The following is a 25,632-nucleotide window of genomic DNA, read 5'->3' as shown; positions in this document are numbered from 1 at the left end:
GAACGCAGGCGGTGGTCCTTTGCCGGGGCGTCGCATTGGCCGTTTCTTCAGCCCCGATATCAGGCATGATGGCCATGTCCCTGATCAAGCAAGGAAAGCGGTGATGATTAACCTGTTGCTGAACGTGCTGTGGGTGTTCCTGTTCGGCTTTGCCGCGGCACTGGGCTGGCTGACAGCGGCGCTGTTCATGGTCATCACCATTGTCGGCATCCCCTGGGCGCGGGCGGCGGTGAATATCGGTATCTTCATGCTCTGGCCCTTTGGCCGGGTTGCGGTGGACCGGGCCGACCTGACGGGGCGGGAGGATTTGGGCACAGGGGCGCTGGGCGCCATCGGCAATATCATCTGGTTCATCTTCGCCGGCATCTGGCTGGCATTGGGGCATCTGCTGCTGGGGTTGGGTTTCTGCCTGACCATCATCGGCATTCCCTTCGGCTTCCAGCATTTCAAATTTGCCGGGCTGGCGCTGGCCCCCGTCGGCAAGACCATTGTTGACCGCGAAGTGGCCGACGCCATGTATGGGCGGCGGTAAGGCTATCAGATCAAGGAGCCGGGCCGATACCCGGTGGCGGCCGGCGACCGCCGGCCCCGCACCCCGTCAACATCGTCGCCCGGTGGGTGGGGCCCGGCGATGCACGGCTGATGCACGGGATCGTACGCCCCCTTGCCAAGGGCACGCTTCTACGCCAAATGACGGCCATCACAGAGTGTCCATGAATCGGCCCACCCCCACCGCATGGCAGATATGACTACGCCTTTCGATCCGCCCGACGATATTTGCACGAAAATGACCGAACGCTGCTGTGCTGCCACGGCGACCCGTCTGGTGGGTGCCGGGCTGCGACCAACGCGTCAGCGCTTGGCCCTGGCCAAGCTGCTGTTTGATGCTGGTCACCGCCATGTCACGGCCGAGCAGCTGCACGGGGAGGCGCTGGAGGCGCAGATGCAGGTCTCCCTGGCCACGGTCTATAATACGCTGAACCAGTTCCGCGAGGCCGGTTTGCTGCGGGAGGTGGTGGTGGAGGCCGGACGCGCCTATTTCGATACGAATATCGACGACCACCACCATTTTTTTCATGAAGGCAGCGGCCAGTTGCGGGATATTTGCGGACGTCAGTTGCAGGTGGCCGGCATTCCCGATCTGCCCGCCGGTGCGCGTATCGCCCGGATCGATGTCATCATCCGGCTCACCGACGTTGATTGATCTGTTTTTGGCGCTGTAAGTGGCATTGCCCTGGCGTCGATGCCGCCTGCATCATTGCGGAGCGTTACCCCGAAACGTAGAGTGTGGTTCATCATTGAACCTCACCGGCGCCGGCCGGGGCGGGAGACTTCATGCGGAAAGTCCTGATGGGCGGCCTTGCCATGCTGGCGGGCGTTCAGCTTGCCGGAACGGCCGTCGATCTGCGGGCCGGCTGGCGGGACTATGCTGCCGCGCGGGAGATTGCGGGACTGAAACAGGTCAGTCAGCATTTGCTGGTGGCCGCCCGTGCCCATGCGATTGAAGCCGGGCTGGTTAATCTGTTGCTGGAATCGTCCCATGTGGTGGATGTACCCCAACCGGATCTGCGCCAGCAGATTGCCCGGCACCGCCACGAGTCGGATATGGCGGTGGAAGCGGCGCTGGATGAACTGCGTCGGGTACATGTGGAAGAATCCCTGGGGGAGGATGTGGCCTCCCTTCGGGTTGCCACTACCCGGCTGCGGGAGGTACGCCCCCGCATGGAGCGCCGCTTGTCCGGTGAGGGGGATGCGGCGGAACGGGACAATCCGCTGTCGCTGACGGAGTGGCAGGATGCAACACAGAGCCAGTCGGCGGCCCTGTTGACCTTGCTGCGGGAGATCAATCGCCCATCCCTGTCGGTGGGCGGTACGGCCGGTGCCGCGGAGATGCTGGCCCGTGAAGCCATCAAGCTGCGCCAGGCCGTCGGTGCCGATATGGGGATGCTCTATCGGTTGACCATGCTGGGGGTGGCGACCGATCCGGACCTGGCCACCAGTCTGCTTGCCGGGTTGGAGCTTTCCTGGCGCAATCTGCGGGAGGCGACCAACGGTGTTGTCCTGCCAGACCCGGTGCGTCTGACCGTCGGCCAGACGGAGACTGCCCTGTTCCAGCGTTATATTCCGCTGCGGCGTGCCATTCTCGACGCGGCGGCCAAAAAAGAGGGGGCGGCGGCAGAACGGGTGCGCCTGCCGGAACTGATGCGTACAGGCACCAGCGTGCTGAACGTATCCGGTGACCTGATCGCCGCTGCCATCAGTGCTGCGACGGAAGCCACGACTGCTGCGAAGGCCGCCGCCCGCCAGCGGCTTTGGCTGAACGGGGGCGAACTGGTGCTGGCTCTGCTGGCCCTGATCGTTGCCATGCATCTGATCCGCCGGCGTGTGCTGCTGCCCATTCAGAAGATGACCAGTGCCATGCGCGCGGTGGCGGGCGGCGACCTGTCGGCCCCGCTGCCGGAAAAGCTGTTCAGCCGCGAATTGCGCGCCATGGCGGCGGCGGTGGCCGTGTTCAAGGAAAATGCCCGCCAGCTGCAGACAGAAAACCGCGAACGCCGCCGCATGGAGCGGCAATTGACGGTGGAACGCGGCATTCTGGAGATGGCGGCCGCCAGCGCCCCGCTGGAGGAGATACTGGTGGCTCTGTGCCGGGGTATGGAACAGCAGCTGGATGATGCGCTCTGTTCAGTTTTGCTGCTGCGCGAAGACGGGCTGCATGTAACGGTGGCGGCCGCACCCAACATGCCGGCGGAGATCGCGGTTGCCTATGAGGGGGTCGCCATCGGTCCGGAGGTGGGTTCCTGCGGCACCGCCATCTATCGCCGCGTGCCCGTCATCGTTACTGATGTGGAAAACGATCCGCGCTGGGCCAGATTCAAGGATATCGTCCTGCCCCATGGGTTGTGCTCCTGCTGGTCGCTGCCGATTCTGACGGCGGAGGGGGAGGCGCTGGGCGCCTTCGCCATCTATGGCCGGCAGGTGCGGGAACCCAAGGACTGGGAGATGGAACGGGCGCGCCGGGCGGTGCAGCTGGCCTCCCTGACCATTTCCAGCCGGCGGGCGGCCGAACAGCTGGAACAGGCCAAGGCGCAGGCCGAACTGGGCAGCCGCACCAAGACGGAATTCCTGGCCAATATGAGCCATGAGCTGCGTACCCCGCTGAACGCCATTATCGGTTTCGCCGAGGTGCTGGAAAGTGAGCTGCAAAGTGCGGAGGCGGTGGGCAAGCCTATGGCCACATCCGCCTATGCCGGCGATATCATCGCGTCGGGCCGCCATCTGCTGACCCTGATCAATGATATCCTGGATGTCTCCAAGATGGAGGCGGGGCGGGTGGAACTGCGGGAGCGCATCTGCGGGGTGGAAGAACTGGTGCGTGGCTGTGAGCGCATTGTGCGCGCCCGCGCCATGGAACGCCGCCTTAATCTGGTGGTGCAGGTGGCCGACGGGATGCCGCCCATCCTGGTGGATGATGTGAAGTTCAAGCAGATTGTGCTGAACCTGCTCTCCAACGCCGTGAAATTCACCGCCCCCGGCGGTACGGTGAAACTGGTCGCCGGGGTGGACCCGGCGCGGGGCGTCAGTGTGGCAGTCAGCGACACAGGTATCGGCATCAAGCCCGACGATCTGGCCAAGGTCTTCGTGCCCTTCCATCAGGTCGATAATGTCTATGCCCGCTCCAACCCCGGCACCGGGCTGGGGCTGACCCTGTCCAAGGGGTTGACGGAGCTGCATGGGGGGCGGCTGACCATTGACAGCGTGTTTGGCGAAGGCACCACCGTCACCGTCAACCTGCCGCCCGCCCGGATCGTCTGGACAGAAGCCGGCACCGGCCTGCCGCTTCCCCTGCCGATGCGGTGACAGGCCGTAAGGGGTAGTCCCCCTGGCGGCTGGCATCAGGGAAACCGGGGCGGCAAGGTGCAGGGGCCGCTGTCCATTTCAGGTTTTGTACCATCGCAGGGAAAACAGCATGATCGATCATTGCCGCGCGCTTATCTACGCCATGGTTCTGGCCTCGGCCGCCGATGGTGACATGACGGATGCTGAACTGATGACCATCGGGGAGAATGTACGCTCCCTGCCCGCTTTCCGGGGGTTTGCAGCGGATCATCTGCCCACGGTAGCGCGCGAATGTACCGAGTTTCTGGCCGGTGCCGACGGGCTGGATCACACCATCGACGCTATCCGGCAGGCCCTGAGCAAGCCGCTGCGGGAAACGGCCTATATGCTGGCCTGCGAGGTGGTGGCGTCCGACCGCACAGCCAGCCAGGAGGAATTGCGGATGCTGGAAATGCTGCGCCATCGGCTGGAGGTGGACCGGCTGACCGCCGCCGCCCTTGAACGTGGTGCCCGCGCCCGCCATACGGCGGCACCGGGCGCTTAGAGCGGAATCGCTTTGGAGCGTGAATCCGCTCGCTGAACAAGGAGTTAGAGCCGGGTGCGTTTCCGGTTAAACGCACCCGGCTCTAGGGCGGGTGGCATTCGTCGCCTTGGCTTGCTGCTGCGCCCGTGTCCGCGGGCCAGCGGCCGCTCATTCCTCTTCCTTGTTTACTTCGCTTCGCTGAACCACCAGACGGCCGAAGACAGGTTGGGCAGCAGGGGAAAGCAGGCGGTGGCGTTCTTTCTGCTTGGCACGGGCGGCGCTGGCATAAATCTGCTTGGATGCCTCAATCATATGCACACCAGCAAAGGCGCGGAACCAGCGGCGCCCCAATTCTTCCACCGCGCCGGCGCTGGCGAGCAGGAAACGCGATTCGGTGGGGGGCAGGAACAGGGCGTAATCCTCCCGCTCCGGCACAAACATATTGGCTTGCAGGGTCCGCTTCAACTGCGAGGGGGAGAACGGGCTGCCCATGCCGAAGGGCGTGCGGTCAGAACGGGCCCAGATGCCGCGCCGGTTGGGTGCCACGGTGATCAACCGTCCGCCCCCGGCCAGGATACGCCAGAGCTCCCGCATCAAAGGCCGCAATTCCTCGGTACATTCCAGCCCGTGGATCAACAGCACCCGGTCAATGCTCATATCCGGGAAGGGGAGTTCGGCCTCATCCGCCAGGGTCACCCGGCCCGGTCCCGCCGGCGGCCAGCCGATGACGCCCTGGCTAGCTGGCATCACCGCCATCACCCGTTCAGCCTCTTCCTTGAACATGCCGAGATAGGGGGTAGCGTAGCCGATACCCAAAACCCGCAGGCCGTTAACATCAGGCCACAGGGCGCGGATACGGCGGCGGATCAACCGGCGCACCATCTGGCCGGTGCTGCCCTGGTAGAAATCACGCAGGTCGAGGACATCGCTATACATTCCCCGATCTTAGAGCGGATCGCCAAAAGGTGAAATCACCTTTTGGCGCGAATCCGCTCGCAGGCAAAGCAGGGCTTCACAAAAGCCGCCGCCAACAAAATAATACCAACCCGCCTCAAGGCTGACCTTGAGGCGGGTTGGAGGCCGGCGATCGCCGGCCCGCGCCATATGGTGCGCAAGCCAAGGGCGCAGACGCGCCCGCCCGGCGACTGCGGGGAACGCAAAATCTCCCTGGATCGGTCACGGTCAAGGGAGATTGGTATAATAGCGAAAAAGAAAAAGCCGGCTGTGCCTGGCACGCCGGCTTCAGATGATCATCCCCGGATCGGCGAGACACGCCCGGGGTTCCATCCTGTTGTGGCGTCGATCGCCCGCCACAAGGCAAAACGGACAATACGCGAAACGATGTACGCCGCCAGAGGCAACCGACAGCCCGCTGGTGCATTTGCCCCAGGCGTCACATTTGCGCAACATGATGCCCGACAAAGGTAACGGTTTGGTATGATACCGGTTAAGACAGCACGCCACATGGCAAGAAATGAATAAACGGTAACGCACACAGGCTTTCATTATTCGCCGGTTTGTCTAAACTATTAGTCAAATGTCGGACATTCACGCGCGTGGGACCGACCGGCCAATGGGGGGCTGACTCGTGCGGAAACTGCGCCTGCTGTCGCTTAATCTCCTGCTTCTCCTGGCCTATGGGGCGATGGGATGGCTGGGGCGGACGGTTTCGCCGCCGGCAGAGTTGGCATTGCTGATGATCTGGCTGCCCACCGGTTTTGCCCTGCTGATCCTCCGTTATGGGGGCTTGCGCTTGCTGCCTGGCATTCTGGCCGGGACTGGGCTGATGCTCTCTCTGCTCCATGCCGGACCGGGGCTGGCGCTGACCGCCCTGATGGGTGTCGGCCTGTCCGTATTGTTGGTCCGGATGATGGCCACTCTGCGCCAGGTGATGCAAGGGGAGCGGGAGGCGCGCCGACAGGTGGAAGAGGCGCTGGCCTGCCTGCGTGGCACCCAGGATGAACTGATCCAGGCGGAAAAGATGGCCTCGCTGGGGCGGCTGGTGGCTGGCATAGCGCATGAGGTGGCAACACCGGTGGGCAACGCCCTTTCTGTGTCCTCCCGGTTGGTACAGGAGACGCGGCGTATCCAGGAAGAACTGACCAAGGCCACCCTGCGGCGGGAACATATGCAGGATTATATCGAAGCCACGGCGCTGGTCGCGCGAATCCTGCAATCCAACATGGAGCGCGCCGCCCGCCTGATCGAAAGCTTCAAGCATGTGGCGGTTGACCGTACCCGGCAGGACCGGCGGCGCTTCGATCTTGTCAGCTATATCGAAGAGGTGATGATCAGCCTGCGACCGCAGACCCGCAAGGCACCGCACAAGATCAGCCTGACCGGGGCAACCCAGCTGACCGTCGATCTTTACCCCGATGCGGTGGCGCAACTGGTGACCAATCTGCTGGTCAATTCCATCACCCACGCCTTCCCGGAAGGGCGGTCGGGAGAGATCGTGATTTCCCTGGGCCAGGATAATGAGGGTTGGGTGGAATTACGGGTGGCGGATAACGGGCTGGGCATCCAGCCCGAAGCCATACCACATATTTTCGAACCCTTCTTCACCACAAGACGGGCCCAGGGCGGCAGCGGGCTGGGGCTTTATCTGGCTTATTGCCAGGTGACGCAGCGGCTGGGGGGCAGCCTGACCGTCAGCCGGCCGGCGGAGGGCGGAACCCTGTTCCTGGCCCGCTTCCCCAGCCAATCCCCGGACTATCAGCCATTGCCGGTGCCAGCCGCTGAAACAGTGTCGGTGCCGGTCAATCTGGTGGAAAAACGCCTGTCGGCCTGAATCCCGGCGCGGCTTTAGTGCCTGATGCCCAGGATCATGTCCCGGACCCTGGGACTGTTTTGAACCGCAACAAGGGTGACTCGGGGCTGAGGGGGCATCGGTCCGCTGCTGAGAATCAGGGACAGAACGCAAAAAAACGACCCGGTTGGCCCCAACATTTTTGCTGCCACCGTGGTGACACCAAAAATTCCAACAGCGCGCTAAGTCAGCAAAATCATTGGGGAAATTGGCGGACCCGAATGGATTCGAACCATCGGCCTCTGCCTTCGGAGGGCAGCGCTCTATCCAGCTGAGCTACGGGTCCATGCCGGCCATCGACCAGGCTTCCTGGGCGGGCGGCGCGGACCATAGCGCATTGAAACCGGCTTGCAAATATTTTTCTCACGCTTTCGGGGGGAAAGTGCGCTCACCGGCCTTTCCCCCCGAAAGATCAGCCCAACATCACCCGCAAGGCCTGACGCGACAGATCCTTCAGCGCGTCGCGCATCCGCTGAATCTCGCCAGCAGCGGCCTCGTAATCCGCGATCAGACCGCCCACCAGGGTCGTTGGATCATCGGCATCATCCGGATAGCGGTCGCGCGCCCGGGCGGCGCGGCGCCGCAACCGGTCAACAATATCCTCATCCGCGCTGTCCATCGGCCTGTAAACCCCGTTAAACGTCATTCTGCCACGTCTTTAAGCATGGGGGCGGACAACAACAAAGCGATTTCCGGGGGTGATGGCTTCCCACGCCGGGGCGTCCATGACCAGGGGGCATGGTCCCCCTTCTATTAATTAATGTGGCTTGGCGGGCGGCTGGCCTTGCCCGATCTCGCTCAGCACCTCGGCCAGCCGGTGGCTGGCGCTGCCGCGCTTGGCCGGCTGTTGCTGCACGCTGGCGTCGGGGGCCCAGCCAGCCAGGAAAATCACCTGGAAGGTGGCGGGTACGCTGCCATCCTCTTCGGCGAACAGCTCCACATAGCGTTCCATGGCGCGTGCCAGCAGGGCGCTGGGCATGGGGCGGCGCAGGCGGGCCAGACCGGCATTGGTTTCCCCCATGCCGCGCAGGTCCGACAACAGGCGGAACGGGTTGGCATAGGAGACGGTCAGCGTATCCATATCCGCCACCGGCAGGGCAAAGCCGGCCCGTTGCAACAGGCCGGCAGCATCGCGCAAGCCCGCCATCGGGCTGATGCGGGGGCTGACCCCACCCAGAACTTCGCTTTCCGCCTCCATCAGGGCGCGGCGCAGTTCAAACAGCGTGTCGCCGCCGAACATGGCGGCCAGGAACAGCCCATCGGGCCGCAGGGCCTGGCGCGCCTGGATCAGGCTGCCCGGCAGGTCATTCACCCAATGCAGCGACAGGTTGGATACCACCATGTCAAAGCTGCCGGGGGCGAAGGGCAATAGTTCTTCATCCGCTGCCAGCACAGCCGTTCCATTGGCGGCACCGGCCACGCCGGCCATGCGGGGGGACAGGTCGGCTTGAAAAATAGTCTGGATGCCGGACAGCCCCTGCAGCAGCCCGGCCATTTCCCCGCCATGGCACCCCAGATCCAGCACGCGCGGGAAGCTGCGGCGGATCAGTTCCAGCCGCTCGGCCAGGCGGCTGCCCACCTCCCGCAGCAGGAAATCATGGTCGGCGATGGTCGCCGCCGCGCGGTCGCGGTGACGGCGGACCAGCTGGCGGTCGAAGACCTGCATCGTGTCGGCGTCGCTCATGCCCCTTGCCATATCCCGATGCGCCGTCCTTGGCAACCGCGCGAATGTGTGCATGGCGATGTATCGTGCCCGATGCTACCATGGCGGGATGAACCAGATTGTTGAAACGCTTCAGGGTTGGCGGGGGCCGCTGCAGGCTTTTCTGCGGTCGGCCTTGGATTTGCTGTTGCCGCCGCGCTGTCTGGGCTGTGGGGACAGGGTGGGCACGCCCGGCACCTTGTGCCCCGCCTGCTGGACGGCGATGCATTTCATTGATGCGCCCTTCTGCGCCTGCTGCGGTCTGCCATTTGATTATGATGCCGGGGCTTCGGCCCTCTGCGGGGCCTGCATCGCCGCACCGCCGCAATTTGGCCGGGCCCGCGCCGTGCTCTCCTATGATGATGCCAGCCGGCCGCTGATCCTGGGCTTCAAGCATGGCGACCGTACCGATGCCGCCCCCGGCTTTGCCCGCTGGATGGCGCGGTCAGGCGCGGCCTTGCTGGCGGAGTGCGATGTGATTGCCGCCGTACCGCTGCATCGCTGGCGGCTGCTGCGCCGGCGTTACAACCAGTCGGCCCTGCTGGCGCTGCATCTGGGAAAGATAGCGGGGAAACCCGTCGTGCCCGACCTGCTGGTTCGCCGCCGCGCCACACCCAGCCAGGGTGGGCTGACGGCCAAGGGCCGTGCGCGCAATGTCGCAGGGGCCTTCGCCCCCCATCCACGCCATGCCGACCGCGTCAAGGGTGCCAGGATATTGCTGGTGGATGATGTGCTGACCACCGGGGCCACGGCGGGGGAATGTGCCCGCGTGCTGCACCGGGCGGGGGCGTGCGGCGTGGATGTACTGACCCTGGCGCGGGTGCCAAAGCCGGTTCGGCTGGACCCCATTGAAGACCCGTGATGTGCTGCCCAAATTGTCCTGGATCAAATCAACGCAGGGCATTTGTGGGCCAGTGTGAAAACACCGTCGCCCATGCTACATAGGGCCATCATGCATCGCTTCGCCAATCCTGCCCGCTTCCTGCGCCTGGCCACCATCATTCTGCCCTGGGCGGCCCTGCTGTCCGTGGGGCTGTTCATTGCCGGCCTCTGGCTGGCCTTGTTCAACAGCCCCGGCGATTATCAGCAGGGGGACACGGTGCGCATCATGTATATCCATGTGCCCGCCGCCTGGATGAGCATGTTCACCTATTCCAGCATGGCCGTGGCGGCCGCCTGTGCCCTGGTCTGGCGCCACCCGCTGGCGGAGGTTTATGCCCGCGCCGCCGCGCCCATCGGGGCTGGCTTCACCCTGCTGTGCCTTGTCACCGGCAGCCTGTGGGGGGAACCGATGTGGGGCACCTGGTGGGTGTGGGATGCGCGGTTGACCAGCGTGCTGATCCTGTTCTTCCTTTATCTGGGTTTCATGGCCCTGGTGAATGCCTTTGATGATCCCGTGCGCGCCAACCGGGCCGGCAGCATCCTGCTGCTGGTGGGGGCGGTGAATGTGCCGATTATCAAATTTTCCGTGGATTGGTGGAATACCTTGCACCAACCGGCCAGCGTGTTCCGCATGGGCGGGCCCACCATCCACCCGGACATGCTGTGGCCGCTGTTGCTGATGGCGCTGGCCTTCCAGACCTATTTCGTGGCCGTGGTCATCCTGCGGATGCGGGCGGAACTGGCCGATGCCAAGATACAGACGTTGCGCATGGCCCGCGCATCGGCCCAGGGGTGAGTGACGGCGGACCATGTCTCAGACGATGAAAGAGTTTCTGGCGATGGGGGGCTATGCCCCCTATGTGTGGAGCAGCTATGGGCTGGCCCTGCTGCTGCTGCTGGTGCTGCTGGTGGCCAGCGTGGCCGGCCTGCGGTCGCGCGAACGCACCCTGGCCGCACTGGAGGCGGCGAACCCGCGCCGTCGCCGCCGTAAGGCGGATGCGGCGGGGGGTGATGGCGGGGAAGGGGCTGCCATGCTGCCCATGACCGGTGGTCGCGGCAAGGGCGGCCAGAATGATGCTACCGACGCTGATGCTGGTGGAGGCGAATGATGATGACGCGCAAGAAGCGCCGGCTTTACCTGCTGGGCATCGCCATGCTGGGCCTGGGCACCGCCACCGCGCTGACCCTCTCGGCGTTTGAGGAGAATGTGGCCTATTTCTTCTCGCCGTCGGACCTGCAGGCCAAGCCGCCGGGCGACCGGCTGATCCGCGTTGGCGGGCTGGTGGAGGCGGGTTCCGTTTCCAAGCAAGGCGATGGCATCACCACGGATTTCGTCATTGCCGACCATGCCGCCACCGTGCGCGTCACCTTCAGCGGGGCCCTGCCGGACCTGTTCCGCGAAGGCCAGGGCGTGCTGGCCGAAGGGCGGATGCGTCCCGATGGCGTGTTCCAGGCCCGCGAAATCCTGGCCAAGCATGATGAAAATTACATGCCCAAGGAAGTGGCTGACGCCTTGAAGAAATCCGGCCAGTTCCGGCCGGAGGCACCGGGCAGCAAGCCTGCCGCCGGCAATGGTGGCGTTTGAGGTAATGTCGCCAATGGCGGCATTCCCGTTCTGAATCTTTCCATCGACGGGTCGGTCTGATGACAGACCGGCCCCGGTCAAAGCCCTTTCCAGAAGAGAGAAGCGTCCCATGATCCCCGAGATCGGTCATTATGCGCTGGTGCTGGCGCTGCTGCTGGCCATCATTCAGGGGACGCTGCCCTTTGCGGGGGCGGCCCGGCGCAATGTCGCCTGGATGGAGGCGGGGCGCATGGCCGCCTATGGCCAGTTGGGCCTGATCACGCTCGCCTTCCTGGCCTTGATGTGGGCCTATGTCGTCTCCGATTTCTCGGTGCTGAATGTGGTGGAGAACAGCCACAGTCAGAAACCGATGCTCTATAAGGTGGCCGGCGTCTGGGGCAATCATGAAGGCTCCATGCTGCTCTGGATCTTCATGCTGTCGCTGTTCGGGGCGGCGGTGGCGGCCTTTGGGCGCAATATCCCGCCGACCTTGAAGGCCCGGGTGCTGGGCGTGCAGGGGCTGATCGGCGTGGGTTTCCTGCTTTTCATTCTCGCCACCAGCAACCCGTTCATCCGCATCATGCCGGCCCCGCCGGATGGCAATGATCTGAACCCGCTGCTGCAGGATCCGGGTCTGGCCTTCCATCCGCCCTTCCTTTATCTGGGCTATGTCGGCTTTTCCGTCGCGTTCAGCTTCGCCGTGGGGGCCTTGATCGAAGGCCGGGTTGATCCCGCCTGGGGGCGCTGGGTGCGGCCCTGGACGCTGGTGGCCTGGTCGTCGCTGACGCTGGGCATCGCCATGGGTTCCTGGTGGGCCTATTACGAATTGGGCTGGGGTGGCTGGTGGTTCTGGGACCCGGTGGAAAACGCCTCCCTGATGCCCTGGCTGGCCGGTACGGCACTGCTGCATTCCGCCATTGTGGTGGAAAAGCGCGACTCGCTGAAAACCTGGACCATCCTGCTGGCAGTGCTCACCTTCTCGCTCTCCCTGATGGGTACGTTCCTGGTGCGCTCGGGCGTGCTGACCTCCGTCCATGCTTTCGCGGTTGATCCGCGTCGCGGTGTCGCCATCCTGGCCCTGCTGGGGTTGGCCACGGGCGGTGGCTTGCTGCTGTTCGCCCTGCGGGCGCACACGCTGAAGGTGGGCGGCCTGTTCGCGCCGATCAGCCGGGAAGGGGCCTTGGTGCTGAACAATCTGCTGCTGTCGGTTTCCACCGCTGTGGTGCTGATCGGCACGCTGATGCCGCTGGTGCTGGATGTGTTCGGCCACAAGATTTCCGTTGGCGCCCCCTATTTCAACACCATCGTGCCCTTCCTGGCCGTGCCGCTGGTGCTGGCCATGGCGGTGGGGCCGTTCCTGCCGTGGAAGCGGGCCGATCTGGCCGGCATCATGGGCCGGCTCTGGGTGGCGGGCATCGTCACCGTGGCGGCGGTGATGGTGGCCCTGTGGGCGCATGGGGTGAAGCCGGTGATGGCCCTGGTGGGCATCGGGTTGGCCGCCTGGGCCTTTGCCGGGGCGCTGTGGGAGATTGCCGACCGGGTGAAGCTGTTCCGCATCCCGCTTTCCGACAGCCTGTCGCGCGCCGGCGGCCTGCCGCGCGGGGCCTGGGGCACGTCGGTGGCCCATGCCGGGATGGGCATTGCCATTGCCGGCATGGTCGGCACCTCCTTCTGGCTGACGGAGGATGTGCGGGTGATGGCGCTGGGAGACAAGGCCACGGTCGCCGGGTACGAACTGACGCTGGATAAGGTGGCACCGGACAAGGGCCCGAACTACACCACCGAAATGGGTTTCTTCACCGTGCGGGTGGATGGCCGCGTGATCGCCACCCTGACGCCGGAACGCCGCTGGTACCCGGTGGCGCGGATGCAGACGACGGAAGCCGCCATCCACACCACCTTGGTGTCTGATCTCTATGCCGTGCTGGGCGAACCCAGCCCGGATGGCAAGGGCTGGGTGGTGCGCCTCTATCACCATCCGCTGGTGCCGTGGATCTGGCTGGGGTCGGTGGTGATGGTGCTGGGCGGGTTGTTGTCTTTGTCCGACCGGCGCTTGCGCGTCGGCGTGCCGCAGCGCCGCGCCAACCCGGTTCCCCCCACCATGCAACCCGCCGAATAAGGGCCTGGCCGCACCATGTCGCCTGTTACCAAGCATCGTCTGCTGCTGCTGCTGCCCTTCACCATCTTCCTGGTGCTGCTGGCCTATTTCGCCATCGGCTTGACGCATGACCCGTCCAAGCTGCCTTCCACCATGATCGACAAGCCGGTGCCGGTGTTCGATCTGGCTGGCATCGATGGCGGGCCGGGGCTGGCCAGCACTGACCTGACGGGCAAGGTGCAACTGGTCAATGTCTTTGCCAGTTGGTGCGCCCCCTGCCGGGTGGAACATCCGCTGCTGGTGCGGCTGGCGCGGGAGGAAGGGATTGTCATCCGGGGCCTGAACTACAAGGACAAGCCCGAGGCGGCGCAGGCCTTCCTCAATATGCTGGGCAACCCCTATACCAGCGTTGGCGCTGATAAGGATGGCCGGGTCGGCATCAATTTCGGCGTCTATGGCGTGCCGGAAACCTATGTGATCGACAAGGCCGGACGCATCCGGTACCGCCATGTCGGCCCGCTGATGCCCCAGGATGTGGAAAACGTGATCCTGCCGATGCTGCGGGAGCTGGCGAAATGAAGAAGTTTTTCTGTTCCCTTAGCTTTTTCTGTTCCCTCAAGCGCCGGGCGGGCGCATCCGCGCCCTTGGCTTACGCGCCACGTGGCGCGGGCCGCCGGTCGGCGGCCTGGCTCGCTGTGCTCGCCCTGATCTCCCTGCTCTCCGCCCCTGCCTTTGCGGTGTTGCCGGATGAAAAGCTGGCCGATCCGGCGATGGAGGCGCGCGCGCGGGAAATTTCCAAGGAACTGCGCTGTCTGGTCTGCCAGAACCAGTCCATCGATGACAGCAATGCCGATCTGGCGCGCGACCTGCGGGTGCTGGTGCGCGAACGGCTGGTGGCGGGCGACAGCAATGATCAGGTGCTGGCCTATGTCACCGACCGGTACGGGGATTTCGTGCTGCTGCGCCCGCCGCTGAAAAGCTACACGCTGGTTTTGTGGGCGGGGCCGTTTGCCGTGCTGCTGATCGCGGGGCTGGGCACCGCCCTCTATCTCCGCCGTCGCCGGCAGGAGGTGGAGGCATCGGCGGGCATCCCCTTGAGTGATGATGAGGAGGCACGGCTGCAGGCCCTGCTGGATGGGACAGCGGAAAAGCGGGGGCCTGGGGCATGATTGGTTTCTGGATTGTCGCGGCGGCGCTGACGGCGCTGGCGCTGTTGCCGCTTGTGCGCGCCCTGCTGCGCCCCAGCGGCGATGTGGGGGAGGCGGCCAGCTTCGCCCGCGGCGTCTATGCCCAGCAGGTGGCAGAGGTGGAGCGCGATCTGGCGCGCGGTGTGCTGACGCCCGATCAGGCCAAGCTGGCCCGCGCGGAGATCGGCCGCCGCCTGCTGTCCGCGGCGGCGGAGGCGGATAAGCTGGAAGCTGTTGCCACCCAGGCCATCAAGCCCAGCCGCAAGCTGGCGCTGGCCTTGACCCTGGCCATGCCCGTGGTGGCGCTGGGCATCTATCTGCCCACCGGCCATCCCAATATGCCGGCACAGATTTTCGCCGAACGGCCCAAGGGGCGGGCGGTGCCGGAAAAGGTGCTGGAAGCCGTGGCCAGCCTGGAAAAAACGCTGCAGGAAAACCCCAATGATCAGGCCGGCTGGACCCTGCTGGGCCAGACCTATGCCGCCATGGGCCGGATCGATGATGCTGCCCTGGCCTATCGCCGGGCGCTGGGCTTGTCACAGGGCGACCCGGAATTGATGAGTGCTTTGGCCGAGACCCTGACCAGTGCCGCCGACGGCATTGTCGGGGAGGAGGCGCATCGCCTGTTCGACGAAGTGGTGAAGGCCGATCCCAACAATCCGCGCGCCCGCTATTATCTGGGTGTGGCCCGCCAGCAGGCCGGCGACATCAAGGGCGCGCTGGACCGCTGGACGGCCCTGGTGGGCGACAGCCCGGCCGACGCCCCCTGGCTGCCGCTGCTGATGCAGCAGATTCAGCAGGCAGCGGTTTCCGTCGGCCTGGACCCGGCGACCATCACGCCCAAGCCCAAGCCACCGGCCAACCCGCAGGCCCCCCGCGGGCCGATGCAGGGGGGTGGCGCTGGTGCAGGGGGCGGTGCGGCCCCGGCCTTGTCGGCGGAGCAGATGCAGGCCATGGCCGGCCTGTCGGCGGAGGATCAGCAGGCCACCATCAATTCCATGGTCGATGGGCTGGAAGCCAAGCTGAAGGACAATCCCGGCGATGTGGATGGCTGGCTGCGGCTGGCCCGCGCGCGGGAGGTTCAGGGCAATCTGGATGCCGCCCGCGATGCCCTGCGCGGGGCGGTGAAGGCCGATCCCGGTCGGGTTCAGGCCTGGCTGGACCTGTCCCGCCTGCTGGCCCCGGACACGGCCGATGGAAAGGCCACGCCGGAATTCCTGGCGGCGATGGCAAAGGTGCTGGCGTTGCAGCCGCAGAACCCGCAGGCGCTCTATTATCTGGGCCAGCAGGCGGCCAACCAGGGTGATACGGCCAAGGCGCGCGATTACTGGCAGAAGCTGGTGAGCAGCCTGCCCGCCGATGCCCCGGAACGCCCGGAACTGCAGCGCCGGCTGGATGCGCTGGGCAAGTAGGGGATAGCGGGCACACGCCCAGCTTGCCTGTTCCCCTGCTTTTCACCCACACTGCCGCCGGTCTTGATCCTGAACAGGGGGCGATCTTGGGTGGCAGGCGTGGGGTGGCCCGGCGGCTGGGCCGGGTTCTGGGTTATGGGGTGGCGGGCATTGCCGGGATCGTGGCCGTGGCCGCCGCCGGTGTCGGCTGGACGCTCTATGCCTCCCGCCCGGCGCTGGATGGAACAAGGCCGGTCCCCGGCCTGGAAGGCCCCGTCTCCATCGCCCGCGACAGCCAGGGCGTGCCGCTGGTGGAAGCGCGCAGCCGGGCCGATCTGGCCCGCGCCCTGGGGTTCCTGCATGGGCAGGAACGGTTTTTCCAGATGGATCTGATCCGCCGCGCCTCGGCCGGGGAATTATCCGCCCTGCTGGGGCCGATCGGCCCGGTGGTGGAGATCGACAAGACCCGCCGCCTGCACCGGTTCCGTCACCGCGCCGGGCAGATCATCGCCACAATGGATGCCGGCGAACGCGCCCTGCTGGAAGCCTATGCGGAAGGGGTGAATGCCGGGCTGGACGCGCTGGGCGCCCGGCCCTTTGAATATGCCCTGTTGCTGGCCAGTCCAAAGCCCTGGACAGCAGAGGACAGCATCCTGGCCGCCTTTGCCATGTATCTGGATTTGCAGGATGGCGGCACCGCCGGGCAGGATCGCGCGCGGGCGGCCGCACAGGATCGGCTGGGGCCGGAACTGACGGAATTCCTGTTTCCGCGCGGTACCCCCCTGGATAGCGCCCTGGATGGCAGCCAATTGCCGGAACCGCCCATGCCGGCCACCCTGCCGGTCGGGCTGGCCTCGGCCCCGCCGGCCAAGGCGGCCCTGCTGGCCCCGCTGCTGAGCCCCGGATCGGCCTTTGGCAGCAATGGCTGGGCCGTGGGCGGCGGCTTGACGGGCACGGGTGCCGGGCTGCTGGCCAACGATATGCATCTCGGCCTGTCGATCCCCGGCACCTGGTACCGCGCCCGGCTGAAAATGGCCGGCGGCACGGAGCCGGATCTGGATGTCACCGGCGCCACCCTGCCGGGCACGCCGCTGGTGGTGGCCGGCAGCAATGGGCGCATCGCCTGGGGCTATACCAATTCCTATATCGATACGGCCGATCTGGTGGTGCTGGACCCGGTGGAGGGTGCCGCCGATCAGTACCAGACGCCCGACGGTCCCCGCGCCCTTACCCGGGTGACGGAACAGATTTGCCCCGCCTGGGCCGATTGCCAGACGCTGGAGGTGGAAGAGAGCATCTGGGGCCCGGTGGTGGGCCGGGATGGTCAGGGTCGGCGGCTTTCCGTGCGCTGGACGGCGCATGACCCCGACGCCATCAACCTGCATGGCTTGCTGGGGCTGGAACGGGCGCGCAGCGTGGCCGACGCGATCAATATCGCCCATATTGCCCGCCAGCCGCAGCAGAATCTGGTGGTGACGGATAGCGCCGGCAACGTGGCCTGGACGGTGATTGGCGCTGTGCCGCACCGGTTCGGCCAGGATGGGCGGCTGCCCACCAGTTGGGCCGATGGCCGGCGGGGCTGGGTCGGCATGGTGTCGCCCGATCAGATACCCACCATCCTGAACCCGGATGACCAGCGAATCTGGACGGCCAATGCCCGCATCGTCGGCGGGGCCGCCTATGCGCTGCTGGGCGATGGCGGCTATGATATGGGGGCCCGGCAGGGGCAAATCCGCGACGGGCTGCTGGCCCGCAACCAGTTCACGCCCAAGGACATGCTGGCCATCCAGTTGGATGACCGGGGCGGGGTGCTGGATTTCTGGCAGGGCCAGATGCTGGCGGCACTCGGCCGGCACCAGGATGATCCGGCCCTGGCCGCCCTGGTCGGCCCGGTGCAAAACTGGGGCGGGCGGGCCGTGCCGGACAGTGTGGGGTATCGGCTGGTGCGGGAGTTCCGCCAGGGCGTGGCACAGCGGCTTTACGGTGCCTATCTGGGACTGACGGAAAAGCCCAGCCGGCGGGAGATGGCCCGCCAGATGGAAGCCCCCCTGCGCCGCCTGCTGGAACAGCGCCCCGCTGCCCTGGTGCCGCCCGGCTATGCCGATTGGGATGGGCTGCTGGCCGCCGTGCTGACCGGCCTTGCCGGCGATGTCACCCAGGCCGGTGGCCTGGATGCCTATACATGGGGGGCCCGCAACAAGGCCGGCATTGGCCATCCGCTGGCCCGCATCCTGCCGCCGCTGGCCTGGCTGACCGATCCGCCGGATGTGCCGGTGCCGGGTGACGCGCTGCAGCCGCGCGCCCAGGCCCCCGGTTTCGGGGCCAGCGAGCGGTTCGGCGTGTCACCGGGACGGGAAAAGGAAGGCTATTTCCACATGCCGGGCAGCCAGAGCGGCAACCCGCTCTCCCCCTATTATCTGGCAGGGCACCAGGATTGGGTGATGGGCAACCCCACGCCCTTCCTGCCCGGTGCCGCCCGCTGGACCCTGACCCTGCGGCCGGAGAATTGATTGCGGTCGCATTCAATGTGAAACACCCCGGCGGAAGGGGCCGCCGGGGTGTTTCGTCTTCTTAATGGTGTTACTTGGGCGTGGCGGCCGGGGCGTCCGGCTTGGCAGTCTCGGTCTTGGGCTTTTCCGTCTTGTGCTTGCCCTTGTGGTGCTTGGCGCTTTCGGCGGTCTGATGGGTGTTGTGTTCCATCTTGCCGGCGGCTTCAGCCTTGGCTTCGGTCTTGGCGGTCGGGGCCGGGGTCGCCGCCGGGGTGGCGGTGCTGGTCACCGGGGCGCTGGGGCTGGCCGGGGTGGCAGCGGGGGCGGCGGTCTGGGCCTGGGCGGCACCGGCAAACAGGGCGGCGGTCAGACCAGCGATCAGCATCATGGAACGGGACATGTGATCTCTCCTGAAAATCGTCAGAATGAAGGGGGGTGGGTTACTTCGGCGTCGCGGTCTTGGCGTCGGTCTTGGCTTCCGCCTTCACCTCCGTCTTCACATCGGCCTTGACGGCCGGCGTGGCGGTGCTGGTGCTGGCGGTGGTGCCAACCGTCGCGGTCGCGGCCGGGGCAGCCGGGGTGGGCGTGACAGCGGCTTCGGTCTTCGCGGCGGCACCACTGGTCACGGCAGCCGCTTCCTTGGCCTCGGTCTTGGCCTTGTCCACGATGTGCTTGCCCTGGTGCTCGGCCTTTTCGCCGGCCTTCTCCACCTTGGCACCCGCCGTGTGGGCGGTGTGCTCGGTCTTCTTGGCAGCGCTGCCGACGGTTTCCGTAACCGGGCTGGTGACCTGTGCGCCGGTGCTGGCGCTGGCGGTCAGGCCCTGGGTGGTGGCACCCACGGCGCCGGTGGCATTTCCAACCAGCTGGGCCTGGGCGGTGCCGGCCAGCAGGGCGGCGGTCAAACCAGCCATCAGCAACATGGAGCTACGCATTTCATTCCTCCGAACTTCGTTCGTCTGTCGGCGTTGCGCGGGGTGCGCTCCGTTGTCCGACAGCTATATGAAGCCAGGGGAAGATGGTGGCGGATTGGCCGCTCCCGGGCAGCTTGCGGGAATTGCTGCGCTATTCCCGTGTCGGGATTGCAGCAGGATCGCCTTAATTGCCGCTGTCGATAACCCTGTCGGGCCAAACGGCCGGCGGTTCGACCTTGGGGGGCCTTGGTGCGGCGGCGGTCACGCCGGATGCAGCACGACCAGCCGATGGTCGGGTGCTGCATCCAGGGCAAAGGTCAGTTGCTGGAAAGTCAGCAACCCCTGGCTGGGGTGGTTGAAGCGGCGTTCGCCGCCTTCGCGGTCTAGGACCGTCTGGTCGCGCCAGCCATCGGCGAAGGCGGCACTGCCGGTGCGCAGTGCCGCAAGCAGATCGATCAGCGCCTGATCTTCCAGATGGCGGCTGTAATCGGCGCGCAGTTCGGCCAGTACCCGGTGGGTCCGGTGGCGCCAATCCACCACCAGGGTGCGGGCCGCCGGGTCCAGGAACAGGAAACGCAGCATATTGTGTGGACCCGGCTGGTCCAGCCAGCCGGCGAACAACCCTTCCGCCGCCTTGTTCCAGGTCAGATTGCATAGCGATGATCCATGGCATAGGCCGGAACGGAAAGGGCCTGGACCGTCTGGCGCAGCAGGGCCAGCATGGACAGTGCCGGGTCACTCCCCTGGCCGGCCTGCGGATCATGCCGCCCGGCCAATTGAAACAGATAGGCCCGTTCAGCCCGCGACAGGCGCAGGGCATCGGCCAGCCGTGCCAGGGCAGGGGGGGATGCCGCCACCTCCCGCCCCTGTTCCAGCCAGGTGAACCAGGTAGCGCTGATGCCGGCCAGCAGCGCCACCTCTTCCCGCCGCAGTCCGCGCGTGCGGCGACGCCCACCCGCCGGCAGACCCACTGCGGTGGGTTCCAGCCTGGTGCGGCAGTTGCGCAGGAAATCGCCCAGCATCCGGCGCTGTAGTTCGGGGCTCGTCACGGTCATGGGGGAAGATATACCAGGATAATTATGCTTATTGTACCTGGATAAAAGCGGCGTAGCCTGTCCCCATCACCCCCTAGCGCCGACGGAGTCCGCGATCATGTCCAACATCCCGCAACATCAATCCAGGGTGGCCGAAAGCTTCGGCAACCGGGCTGAGGCCTATGTGCAATCTGCCGTCCATGCCGGTGGGCCGGACCTTGCGGCCATGGTGGCGCAGTTACAGGCCAGGGCGGCGGGCAGCCTGCTGGACCTGGGTTGCGGCGGTGGCCATCTCAGCTTTCATGCCGCCCCGCTGGTGGGGCAGGTGGTGGCCTATGATCTGTCGGGTGCCATGCTGGCGGCTGTGGAGAAGGCTGCCGCCGCACGCAACCTGGGCAATATCAGCACCAGGCAGGGGCCGGCGGAGATGTTGCCCTTTGACAATGCCAGCTTTGATGTGGTGGCAACCCGCTACAGCGCCCATCACTGGCGTAATGTGCCGGCGGCGCTGGCGGAAATGCGGCGGGTGGTGCGGCCGGGCGGGCGGGCCATGGTGATGGATGTCTTCGCCCCGGCAAGCCCGTTATTGGATACGCACCTGCAAACGCTGGAAACGCTGCGCGACCCCAGCCATGTACGCGATTACAGCCTGATGGAATGGGACGCCATGTTACGCCGGGCTGGGTTCCAACCGCAGGTGCCCCAATCATTCCGCTTGCGGCTTGAATTCACCAGTTGGGTAGAGCGGATCGGCACGCCGGCCGCCCATATCCCCGCCCTGCGCTCCCTGCTGGGCCATGCATCGGCGGAGGTGAAGGAGCATTTCGCCATCGAACCGGATGGTAGCTTCACCATCGATACGATGTTTATCCTGGCTGACGCCGCCTGACGGCGGAATGCCGTTTCCATCAGGGCTTGACAGGTGGCGGAAAGCGGCGGCTGGATATTGTCATGATCATCCCGCCGCAACCACCGCCGGTTCACGCCACCCAGGCGCCGCCGACCTCGCCGCACCAGAATGCGGCGCTGGCCTCTGCGGCTGTCGCGGCGCAGAAGGTGGCGCGGCCAACGGAAACCCAAACCCGCCGCGCCGCCGCCGCCGTCGCGCAGGCGGACAAGGGGCGGGAAACGACCGACGGCACTTTCGTGGGCCGCGCCTTCGATGCAGAGGCGCAGACGGTGGAATCCCAAACCAATGCCAGCCGCCCCCAGGGGCGCGGCAATCGGCTGGATCTGTCCGTTTAATACCAACCCGCCGAGGGTTTGACCCTTGGCGGGTTGGAGGCCGGCGACTGCCGGCCCGCGGGCCCGTGCCCGCGTAAGCCAAGGGCGCGGAAGCGCCCGCCCGGCACCTGAGGGAACACAAAATCTCCCTGGATCGGTCACGATCCAGGGAGGTTAGTCTTATCGCGTGGCGGCGAATCGGGCTTCCATGGCGTCCCATAACACGGATTCCAGGGCCGATCCGTTCAGGTGGTTGATTTCCTGAATGCCGGTGGGGCTGGTAACGTTGATCTCCGTCAGATAGTCGCCGATCACGTCGATGCCGACAAAGATCAGCCCCTGGGCGCGCAGTGTTGGGCCGATGGCCTCGCAAATCTCCTGCTCGCGCTTGGTCAGTTCCGTCTTGCCGGCGCTGCCGCCGGCATGGAAATTGGCCCGCGCCTCCCCTTCCTGCGGGATGCGGGAGACGGCACCGGCCGGCTTGCCATCAATCAGGATGATGCGCTTATCGCCCTGGCGGATTTCCGGCAGATATTTCTGCACAATCACCGGTTCGCGGTAAAGCTGGGTGAAGGTCTCCAGCAGGGCGCCCAGATTCTCATCTTCCGGCTTCAGGTGGAAGACGCCGGCCCCGCCATTGCCGAACAGTGGCTTGACGATGATGTCCTTCCATTCCGCCCGCGCGGCCAGAACCTCTTCCTTGGAAGAGGTGATGACGGTGGGCGGCATCAGGTCGGGGAAATGGGTGACGAACAGCTTTTCCGGGGCGTTGCGCACAGCGGCCGGGTCGTTCACCACCAGCGTCTTGGGGTGGATATGTTCCAGCAGATGGGTGGCGGTGATATAGGCCATGTCGAATGGCGGGTCTTGGCGCATCAGCACCAGATCCATGGTCGACAGCTCGATGATTTCCGACGCGCCCAGGGTGAAATGGTCACCCTTCTGCCGGCGCACCTGCACCGGTGCCACGCGGGCAAACAGCTTGTTGCCACGCAGCGCCAGATCGCGCGGATGGTAATGCCACAGGGCGTGGCCGCGCCGCTGCGCTTCCAGTGCCATCATGAAGGTGCTGTCAGTATCAATGTTGATGGACTGGATCGGGTCCATCTGGATGGCGACCTTCAGGGTCATCGCTGTCACTCCGGCGGGCAGGCGGGAAAATCAGGGTCGATCAGGGCGGGATGGTAACGGCGCACAGGCGGTCTGCCCTGTGCGCCCGGTCACTTCCCCCTTCAGTTCAGGCGGCTGCGCAATTGCTGCAACAAGGTGGCGGTTTGCTGCATCAGCGCCTGGGAGGCACCGCGTTGCTGCGCCAGTTCCATGAAATGTTCAAAGGCGGCGATGGCGGCCGACAGCTTGCCGGCATGAGCATTCAGCAGGCCGGACTCCCGCCACAGCCCGATATGATCGGGCGCGAATAGCAGCATCACCTCCACCACCTCCAGCGCCTTGGCCGGCTGATCGGTGGAAAGATGGCGCAGCTTGAGATTATTTTGCAGCCGTAACAAAACCTCCCGGTTCGATACGGGGGCGTAATGTTCTGGCGAAAGCTCCGCTTCCAGCCCGGCCGTCTGTTTCAGCAACTCCCGCAGCGTGTGCGGCTCGCAGATGCTGCCGCCTTCGAACGGGTCCAGGATCAGGCGCTGGCCGTCCAGATCCATCCGGATCAGGAAATGGCCGGGGAAGGACAGGCCGCAGATTTCCCAGCCCTGCGAGCGGGCCAGATGCATCATCAGGATGCCCAGCGCCACGGGCAGGCCGCGCTTGCGGTCAATCACCCGGATCAGGTTGGCGTTCTGCAAATCCTCATAGGTTTCGCTGTCCCCGGCATAGCCATGCTGATCCACCAGCACGCGGCGGATGGCGGCGATGCGGTCAGTCAACTCCTCTACCCCGCCGGCATCGACGAGGCTGGCCAGATCGGCGCACATCCGGGCCAGATGGGCCTGATAGGGGGCAAGGTCGGGAACCGGATGGTCCAGCAGGGCCAGCGACAGGGCCGCCCCGGCAAGGTCGATGGCGTCATCCTCAGCGTCGCCGATACGACGCAGCAGGTCCAGTGCCTCTTGGCGCATGGTCACGGGCGCTTGCACTCCCTCACCGGGCTGCCCTGACGGGCGGGTAAGTCCGGGGCCGGAACGGCCGACAGGTTCCCCATAGCGCAGGCGGGGGCGGGGTGTCGAGACAGAACCGACCATCCCGCCCCCGCTTCGTCAACAAGGCGGTTCATCCTAGCGGATCGATATCGACCAATTGAAGATGGGATACGATATCCTTATACAGAAGACAGGAACCGGCGGTGGCGACCGGCATCAGTCAGCAGGAAGGCAATGAAAGAGATTAACGCCGATGTGGGCAAAGGCTCCATCCAAGGGGTGGCATCGCGCGTGCGCCAGACGCCCAAGAGTATTGCCACTCACCACAAGATCATTGATGCGGCGATCCGTTGTTTTCTTGATTTGGGCTATCATCGCACCACCACGTCTGAGATTGCCAAGCTGGCCGGGGTGACGCGCGGCGCGGTGCAATATTATTTCCCCACCACGCCAGCGGTGCTGCGGGCCACGGTGGACCATATCACCCAGCAATTCATGGAATATTTCCACGCCCTTGCCTCGGCCCGCCCGCATGAAGGCGGGGAGGGGCTGGACCAGGGGCTGGATGCCCTCTGGCAGGCGGGTCACCACCCGCTCTGGACCGCCTGGAAGGAGTTGGAGGCCGCTGCCCGCACCGATGCGGAACTGGCCGACGTGATGGGGCCGGCCAAGGCCGAATTCTATCGCCGCTGGGAAGCTTTGTCGGTGGAGCTGTATGGCAGCTATCAGCAGAAAGACCCGGTCAAGTTCGAGATGGGCCACCATCTGACCTGGCAGTTCCTGCAAGCCCTGGCTGGCCTGTCCCGCGGTGACGAGGCGGCGGACATCGCCCTGAAACAGCGCTTGCTGGCGGAGTTCAAGAATCTGATCCGGGGCTATTGGGATATGGGGTGAAAAGACGGGCGGGCGGGTGCCGCCCGCCTCCCCTCATTTGCCGGCTACCTGTTCCATGAAACGGGCCATGGTCAGATCCAGCTCGGTCACGCCGTCGGCGTCATGGGTGGCCAGCGTCACCGACACCTTATTGTAAACATTGAACCATTCCGGATGGTGGTCCAGCTTTTCCGCCAGCAGGGCCACGCGCGCCATGAAGCCGAAGGCTTGGTTGAAATCCTGGAACCGGTATTCCTTGGCAATGGCCCGCCGTCCCTCCACCGGGGTCCAGCCAGGCAAGCCCGCCAGGGCCTCCGTCACGGCCTGATCCGTCAGCCGTGCCGGCCGTTGTTGCTGTGCCATTCTATCCACCCTTCCCATCGCCTATGTTTGGGGGGATAGGTGTGCTGTTGGTTCCCCCGCGTCAAGCCTGATCGTTGCAAATACAACAAATGATCCTACCCATGTCGTCGCTGCGCCGCTTCACCACCGCCCCCACGCTGACCGAGTTGGAGGCCATTGCCGAGAAGGCCGCCGCCGGCATCCCCGCCGAATTGCGCCAGCATGTGCGCAATGTGCTGATCCGGGTGGAGGATTTCCCCGATGAGGAGACGGCGCAGGAGATGGAGCTGGAAAGCCCGTTCGATCTGCTGGGCCTCTATCGCGGCGTGGGGATGCCCTGGCAGAGCGTCACCCAACCCCGGCTGGAACCGGACCTGATCTTCCTCTATCGCCGGCCGATTCTGGATTACTGGTGCGAGACGGGGGAGGATCTGACCCATCTGGTCCGCCATGTGCTGATCCATGAGATCGGGCACCATTTCGGCTTCTCCGACGCGGATATGGAAGCCTTGGAAGCCGCCGCTGATCCTGACCAGCATGGTTAAGGCCGGCTGATTTTCGCCTCCCCTTCACTGATTTGGTGGCCCCGCAACCGGTTGGGTTGCGGGAGAGCGGCATTTTTCTTCTTACTTACATATTAATTCAATTGAACAGGTCATATGCCCTG

28 protein-coding genes and 1 tRNA gene are annotated in these 25,632 nt (G+C 65.3%); 18 read left to right on the top strand and 11 right to left on the bottom strand.

Annotated elements, in window-relative coordinates:
• Positions 1-103 precede the first annotated feature (103 nt).
• From GE253_RS02380 to GE253_RS02365, 4 genes are all read left to right on the top strand, one after another.
• Entirely contained in the window at positions 104-532 is a 429-nt protein-coding gene (locus GE253_RS02380) for a YccF domain-containing protein (RefSeq protein WP_153202502.1), read from the top strand.
• 255 nt (positions 533-787) lie between these two features.
• The gene (gene irrA / locus GE253_RS02375; RefSeq protein ID WP_153202837.1) at positions 788-1,204 is read left to right on the top strand and encodes an iron response transcriptional regulator IrrA; all 417 of its coding nucleotides are present in this window, start codon (positions 788-790) and stop codon (positions 1,202-1,204) included.
• A gap of 131 nt (positions 1,205-1,335) precedes the next feature.
• Positions 1,336-3,861: an ATP-binding protein gene (locus tag GE253_RS02370; RefSeq protein ID WP_153202501.1), complete on the top strand. Its 2,526-nt coding sequence runs from the start codon at positions 1,336-1,338 to the stop codon at positions 3,859-3,861.
• A 109-nt stretch (positions 3,862-3,970) separates the two neighbouring features.
• Positions 3,971-4,384, top strand: a complete 414-nt coding sequence (locus tag GE253_RS02365; RefSeq protein ID WP_153202500.1) for a tellurite resistance TerB family protein — start codon at positions 3,971-3,973, stop codon at positions 4,382-4,384.
• Positions 4,385-4,531: 147 nt separating this feature from the next.
• Here the strand turns inward: GE253_RS02365 and GE253_RS02360 are convergent, their stop codons facing one another.
• A complete protein-coding gene (locus GE253_RS02360) occupies positions 4,532-5,299 on the bottom strand; it encodes a methyltransferase domain-containing protein (RefSeq protein WP_153202499.1) in 768 nt (255 codons plus the stop codon).
• 652 nt (positions 5,300-5,951) lie between these two features.
• On the opposite strand from GE253_RS02360, the gene GE253_RS02355 reads away from it, so the two are divergent.
• Positions 5,952-7,154, top strand: coding sequence for a HAMP domain-containing sensor histidine kinase (locus tag GE253_RS02355; RefSeq protein ID WP_153202498.1), 1,203 nt, complete (start codon positions 5,952-5,954; stop codon positions 7,152-7,154).
• A gap of 227 nt (positions 7,155-7,381) precedes the next feature.
• On the opposite strand, the gene GE253_RS02350 is transcribed toward GE253_RS02355, so the two are convergent.
• The 3 genes from GE253_RS02350 to GE253_RS02340 form a co-directional block, all read right to left on the bottom strand.
• A tRNA-Arg gene (locus tag GE253_RS02350) sits at positions 7,382-7,458 on the bottom strand.
• A gap of 126 nt (positions 7,459-7,584) precedes the next feature.
• Positions 7,585-7,791: a hypothetical protein gene (locus tag GE253_RS02345; RefSeq protein ID WP_153202497.1), complete on the bottom strand. Its 207-nt coding sequence runs from the start codon at positions 7,789-7,791 to the stop codon at positions 7,585-7,587.
• Positions 7,792-7,929: 138 nt separating this feature from the next.
• Positions 7,930-8,856 carry a methyltransferase domain-containing protein gene (locus GE253_RS02340; protein WP_153202496.1) on the bottom strand — a complete coding sequence of 309 codons (927 nt, stop codon included), beginning with the start codon at positions 8,854-8,856 and terminating at the stop codon, positions 7,930-7,932.
• A 52-nt stretch (positions 8,857-8,908) separates the two neighbouring features.
• Between GE253_RS02340 and GE253_RS02335 the strand changes: the two genes are divergently transcribed.
• The 9 genes from GE253_RS02335 to GE253_RS02295 all read left to right on the top strand — a co-directional run bounded on the left by GE253_RS02335 (position 8,909) and on the right by GE253_RS02295 (position 18,506).
• Entirely contained in the window at positions 8,909-9,736 is an 828-nt protein-coding gene (locus GE253_RS02335; protein ID WP_247878435.1) for a ComF family protein, read from the top strand.
• A gap of 90 nt (positions 9,737-9,826) precedes the next feature.
• Positions 9,827-10,552 (top strand): heme ABC transporter permease, encoded by a 726-nt coding sequence (locus GE253_RS02330; RefSeq protein ID WP_153202835.1) that lies wholly within the window; start codon positions 9,827-9,829, stop codon positions 10,550-10,552.
• Positions 10,553-10,565: 13 nt separating this feature from the next.
• Positions 10,566-10,865: a heme exporter protein CcmD gene (gene ccmD / locus GE253_RS02325; RefSeq protein ID WP_247878434.1), complete on the top strand. Its 300-nt coding sequence runs from the start codon at positions 10,566-10,568 to the stop codon at positions 10,863-10,865.
• 2 nt (positions 10,866-10,867) lie between these two features.
• Entirely contained in the window at positions 10,868-11,341 is a 474-nt protein-coding gene (gene ccmE / locus GE253_RS02320) for a cytochrome c maturation protein CcmE (RefSeq protein WP_153202833.1), read from the top strand.
• Positions 11,342-11,450: 109 nt separating this feature from the next.
• Positions 11,451-13,439 carry a heme lyase CcmF/NrfE family subunit gene (locus GE253_RS02315; RefSeq protein ID WP_153202495.1) on the top strand — a complete coding sequence of 663 codons (1,989 nt, stop codon included), beginning with the start codon at positions 11,451-11,453 and terminating at the stop codon, positions 13,437-13,439.
• Positions 13,440-13,454: 15 nt separating this feature from the next.
• Positions 13,455-13,997, top strand: a complete 543-nt coding sequence (locus tag GE253_RS02310; protein ID WP_153202494.1) for a DsbE family thiol:disulfide interchange protein — start codon at positions 13,455-13,457, stop codon at positions 13,995-13,997.
• Between the two features lie 65 nt (positions 13,998-14,062).
• Positions 14,063-14,587, top strand: coding sequence for a cytochrome c-type biogenesis protein (locus tag GE253_RS02305; protein WP_247878433.1), 525 nt, complete (start codon positions 14,063-14,065; stop codon positions 14,585-14,587).
• Entirely contained in the window at positions 14,584-16,017 is a 1,434-nt protein-coding gene (ccmI, locus tag GE253_RS02300) for a c-type cytochrome biogenesis protein CcmI (protein ID WP_153202492.1), read from the top strand. Before GE253_RS02305 ends, ccmI begins: the two co-directional genes overlap by 4 nt.
• Before the next feature lie 86 nt (positions 16,018-16,103).
• Positions 16,104-18,506: a penicillin acylase family protein gene (locus tag GE253_RS02295; RefSeq protein WP_173012454.1), complete on the top strand. Its 2,403-nt coding sequence runs from the start codon at positions 16,104-16,106 to the stop codon at positions 18,504-18,506.
• A 70-nt stretch (positions 18,507-18,576) separates the two neighbouring features.
• Here GE253_RS02295 and GE253_RS26445 read toward each other — a convergent pair whose 3' ends face one another.
• The 4 genes from GE253_RS26445 to GE253_RS26005 form a co-directional block, all read right to left on the bottom strand.
• Positions 18,577-18,885, bottom strand: a complete 309-nt coding sequence (locus tag GE253_RS26445) for a hypothetical protein (RefSeq protein ID WP_153202490.1) — start codon at positions 18,883-18,885, stop codon at positions 18,577-18,579.
• A gap of 40 nt (positions 18,886-18,925) precedes the next feature.
• Entirely contained in the window at positions 18,926-19,417 is a 492-nt protein-coding gene (locus tag GE253_RS02285) for a hypothetical protein (protein ID WP_153202489.1), read from the bottom strand.
• A 240-nt stretch (positions 19,418-19,657) separates the two neighbouring features.
• The gene (locus GE253_RS26010; protein WP_211101320.1) at positions 19,658-20,017 is read right to left on the bottom strand and encodes a hypothetical protein; all 360 of its coding nucleotides are present in this window, start codon (positions 20,015-20,017) and stop codon (positions 19,658-19,660) included.
• A gap of 23 nt (positions 20,018-20,040) precedes the next feature.
• On the bottom strand, positions 20,041-20,451 hold the full coding sequence (locus GE253_RS26005; RefSeq protein ID WP_211101319.1) for a helix-turn-helix transcriptional regulator: 411 nt from the start codon (positions 20,449-20,451) through the stop codon (positions 20,041-20,043).
• A gap of 97 nt (positions 20,452-20,548) precedes the next feature.
• Here GE253_RS26005 and GE253_RS02275 point away from each other — a divergent pair, with 97 nt between their 5' ends.
• Positions 20,549-21,319 (top strand): methyltransferase domain-containing protein, encoded by a 771-nt coding sequence (locus GE253_RS02275; protein ID WP_153202488.1) that lies wholly within the window; start codon positions 20,549-20,551, stop codon positions 21,317-21,319.
• Positions 21,320-21,381: 62 nt separating this feature from the next.
• Complete coding sequence (locus tag GE253_RS02270) at positions 21,382-21,675, top strand: hypothetical protein (RefSeq protein ID WP_153202487.1); 294 nt, start codon at positions 21,382-21,384, stop codon at positions 21,673-21,675.
• Positions 21,676-21,834: 159 nt separating this feature from the next.
• Here GE253_RS02270 and gshB read toward each other — a convergent pair whose 3' ends face one another.
• Together gshB and GE253_RS02260 are read right to left on the bottom strand one after the other, a co-directional pair.
• Positions 21,835-22,785, bottom strand: a complete 951-nt coding sequence (gshB, locus tag GE253_RS02265; RefSeq protein WP_153202486.1) for a glutathione synthase — start codon at positions 22,783-22,785, stop codon at positions 21,835-21,837.
• A 101-nt stretch (positions 22,786-22,886) separates the two neighbouring features.
• The gene (locus tag GE253_RS02260; protein WP_153202832.1) at positions 22,887-23,729 is read right to left on the bottom strand and encodes a transglutaminase-like domain-containing protein; all 843 of its coding nucleotides are present in this window, start codon (positions 23,727-23,729) and stop codon (positions 22,887-22,889) included.
• Between the two features lie 255 nt (positions 23,730-23,984).
• Here GE253_RS02260 and GE253_RS02255 point away from each other — a divergent pair, with 255 nt between their 5' ends.
• A complete protein-coding gene (locus GE253_RS02255; protein WP_153202485.1) occupies positions 23,985-24,644 on the top strand; it encodes a TetR/AcrR family transcriptional regulator in 660 nt (219 codons plus the stop codon).
• Between the two features lie 33 nt (positions 24,645-24,677).
• Here the strand turns inward: GE253_RS02255 and GE253_RS02250 are convergent, their stop codons facing one another.
• A complete protein-coding gene (locus tag GE253_RS02250; RefSeq protein WP_153202484.1) occupies positions 24,678-24,986 on the bottom strand; it encodes a 4a-hydroxytetrahydrobiopterin dehydratase in 309 nt (102 codons plus the stop codon).
• Positions 24,987-25,087: 101 nt separating this feature from the next.
• Here GE253_RS02250 and GE253_RS02245 point away from each other — a divergent pair, with 101 nt between their 5' ends.
• Positions 25,088-25,510 carry a metallopeptidase family protein gene (locus GE253_RS02245; RefSeq protein ID WP_153202483.1) on the top strand — a complete coding sequence of 141 codons (423 nt, stop codon included), beginning with the start codon at positions 25,088-25,090 and terminating at the stop codon, positions 25,508-25,510.
• Positions 25,511-25,632 lie beyond the last annotated feature (122 nt).

This window comes from Niveispirillum sp. SYP-B3756 (genome assembly GCF_009495745.1).
In the GTDB taxonomy this organism is placed as follows: Bacteria; Pseudomonadota; Alphaproteobacteria; order Azospirillales; family Azospirillaceae; genus Niveispirillum.
Note: the sequence above shows the minus strand (reverse complement) of the source record. Positions and strands in the feature narration are given on the sequence as shown.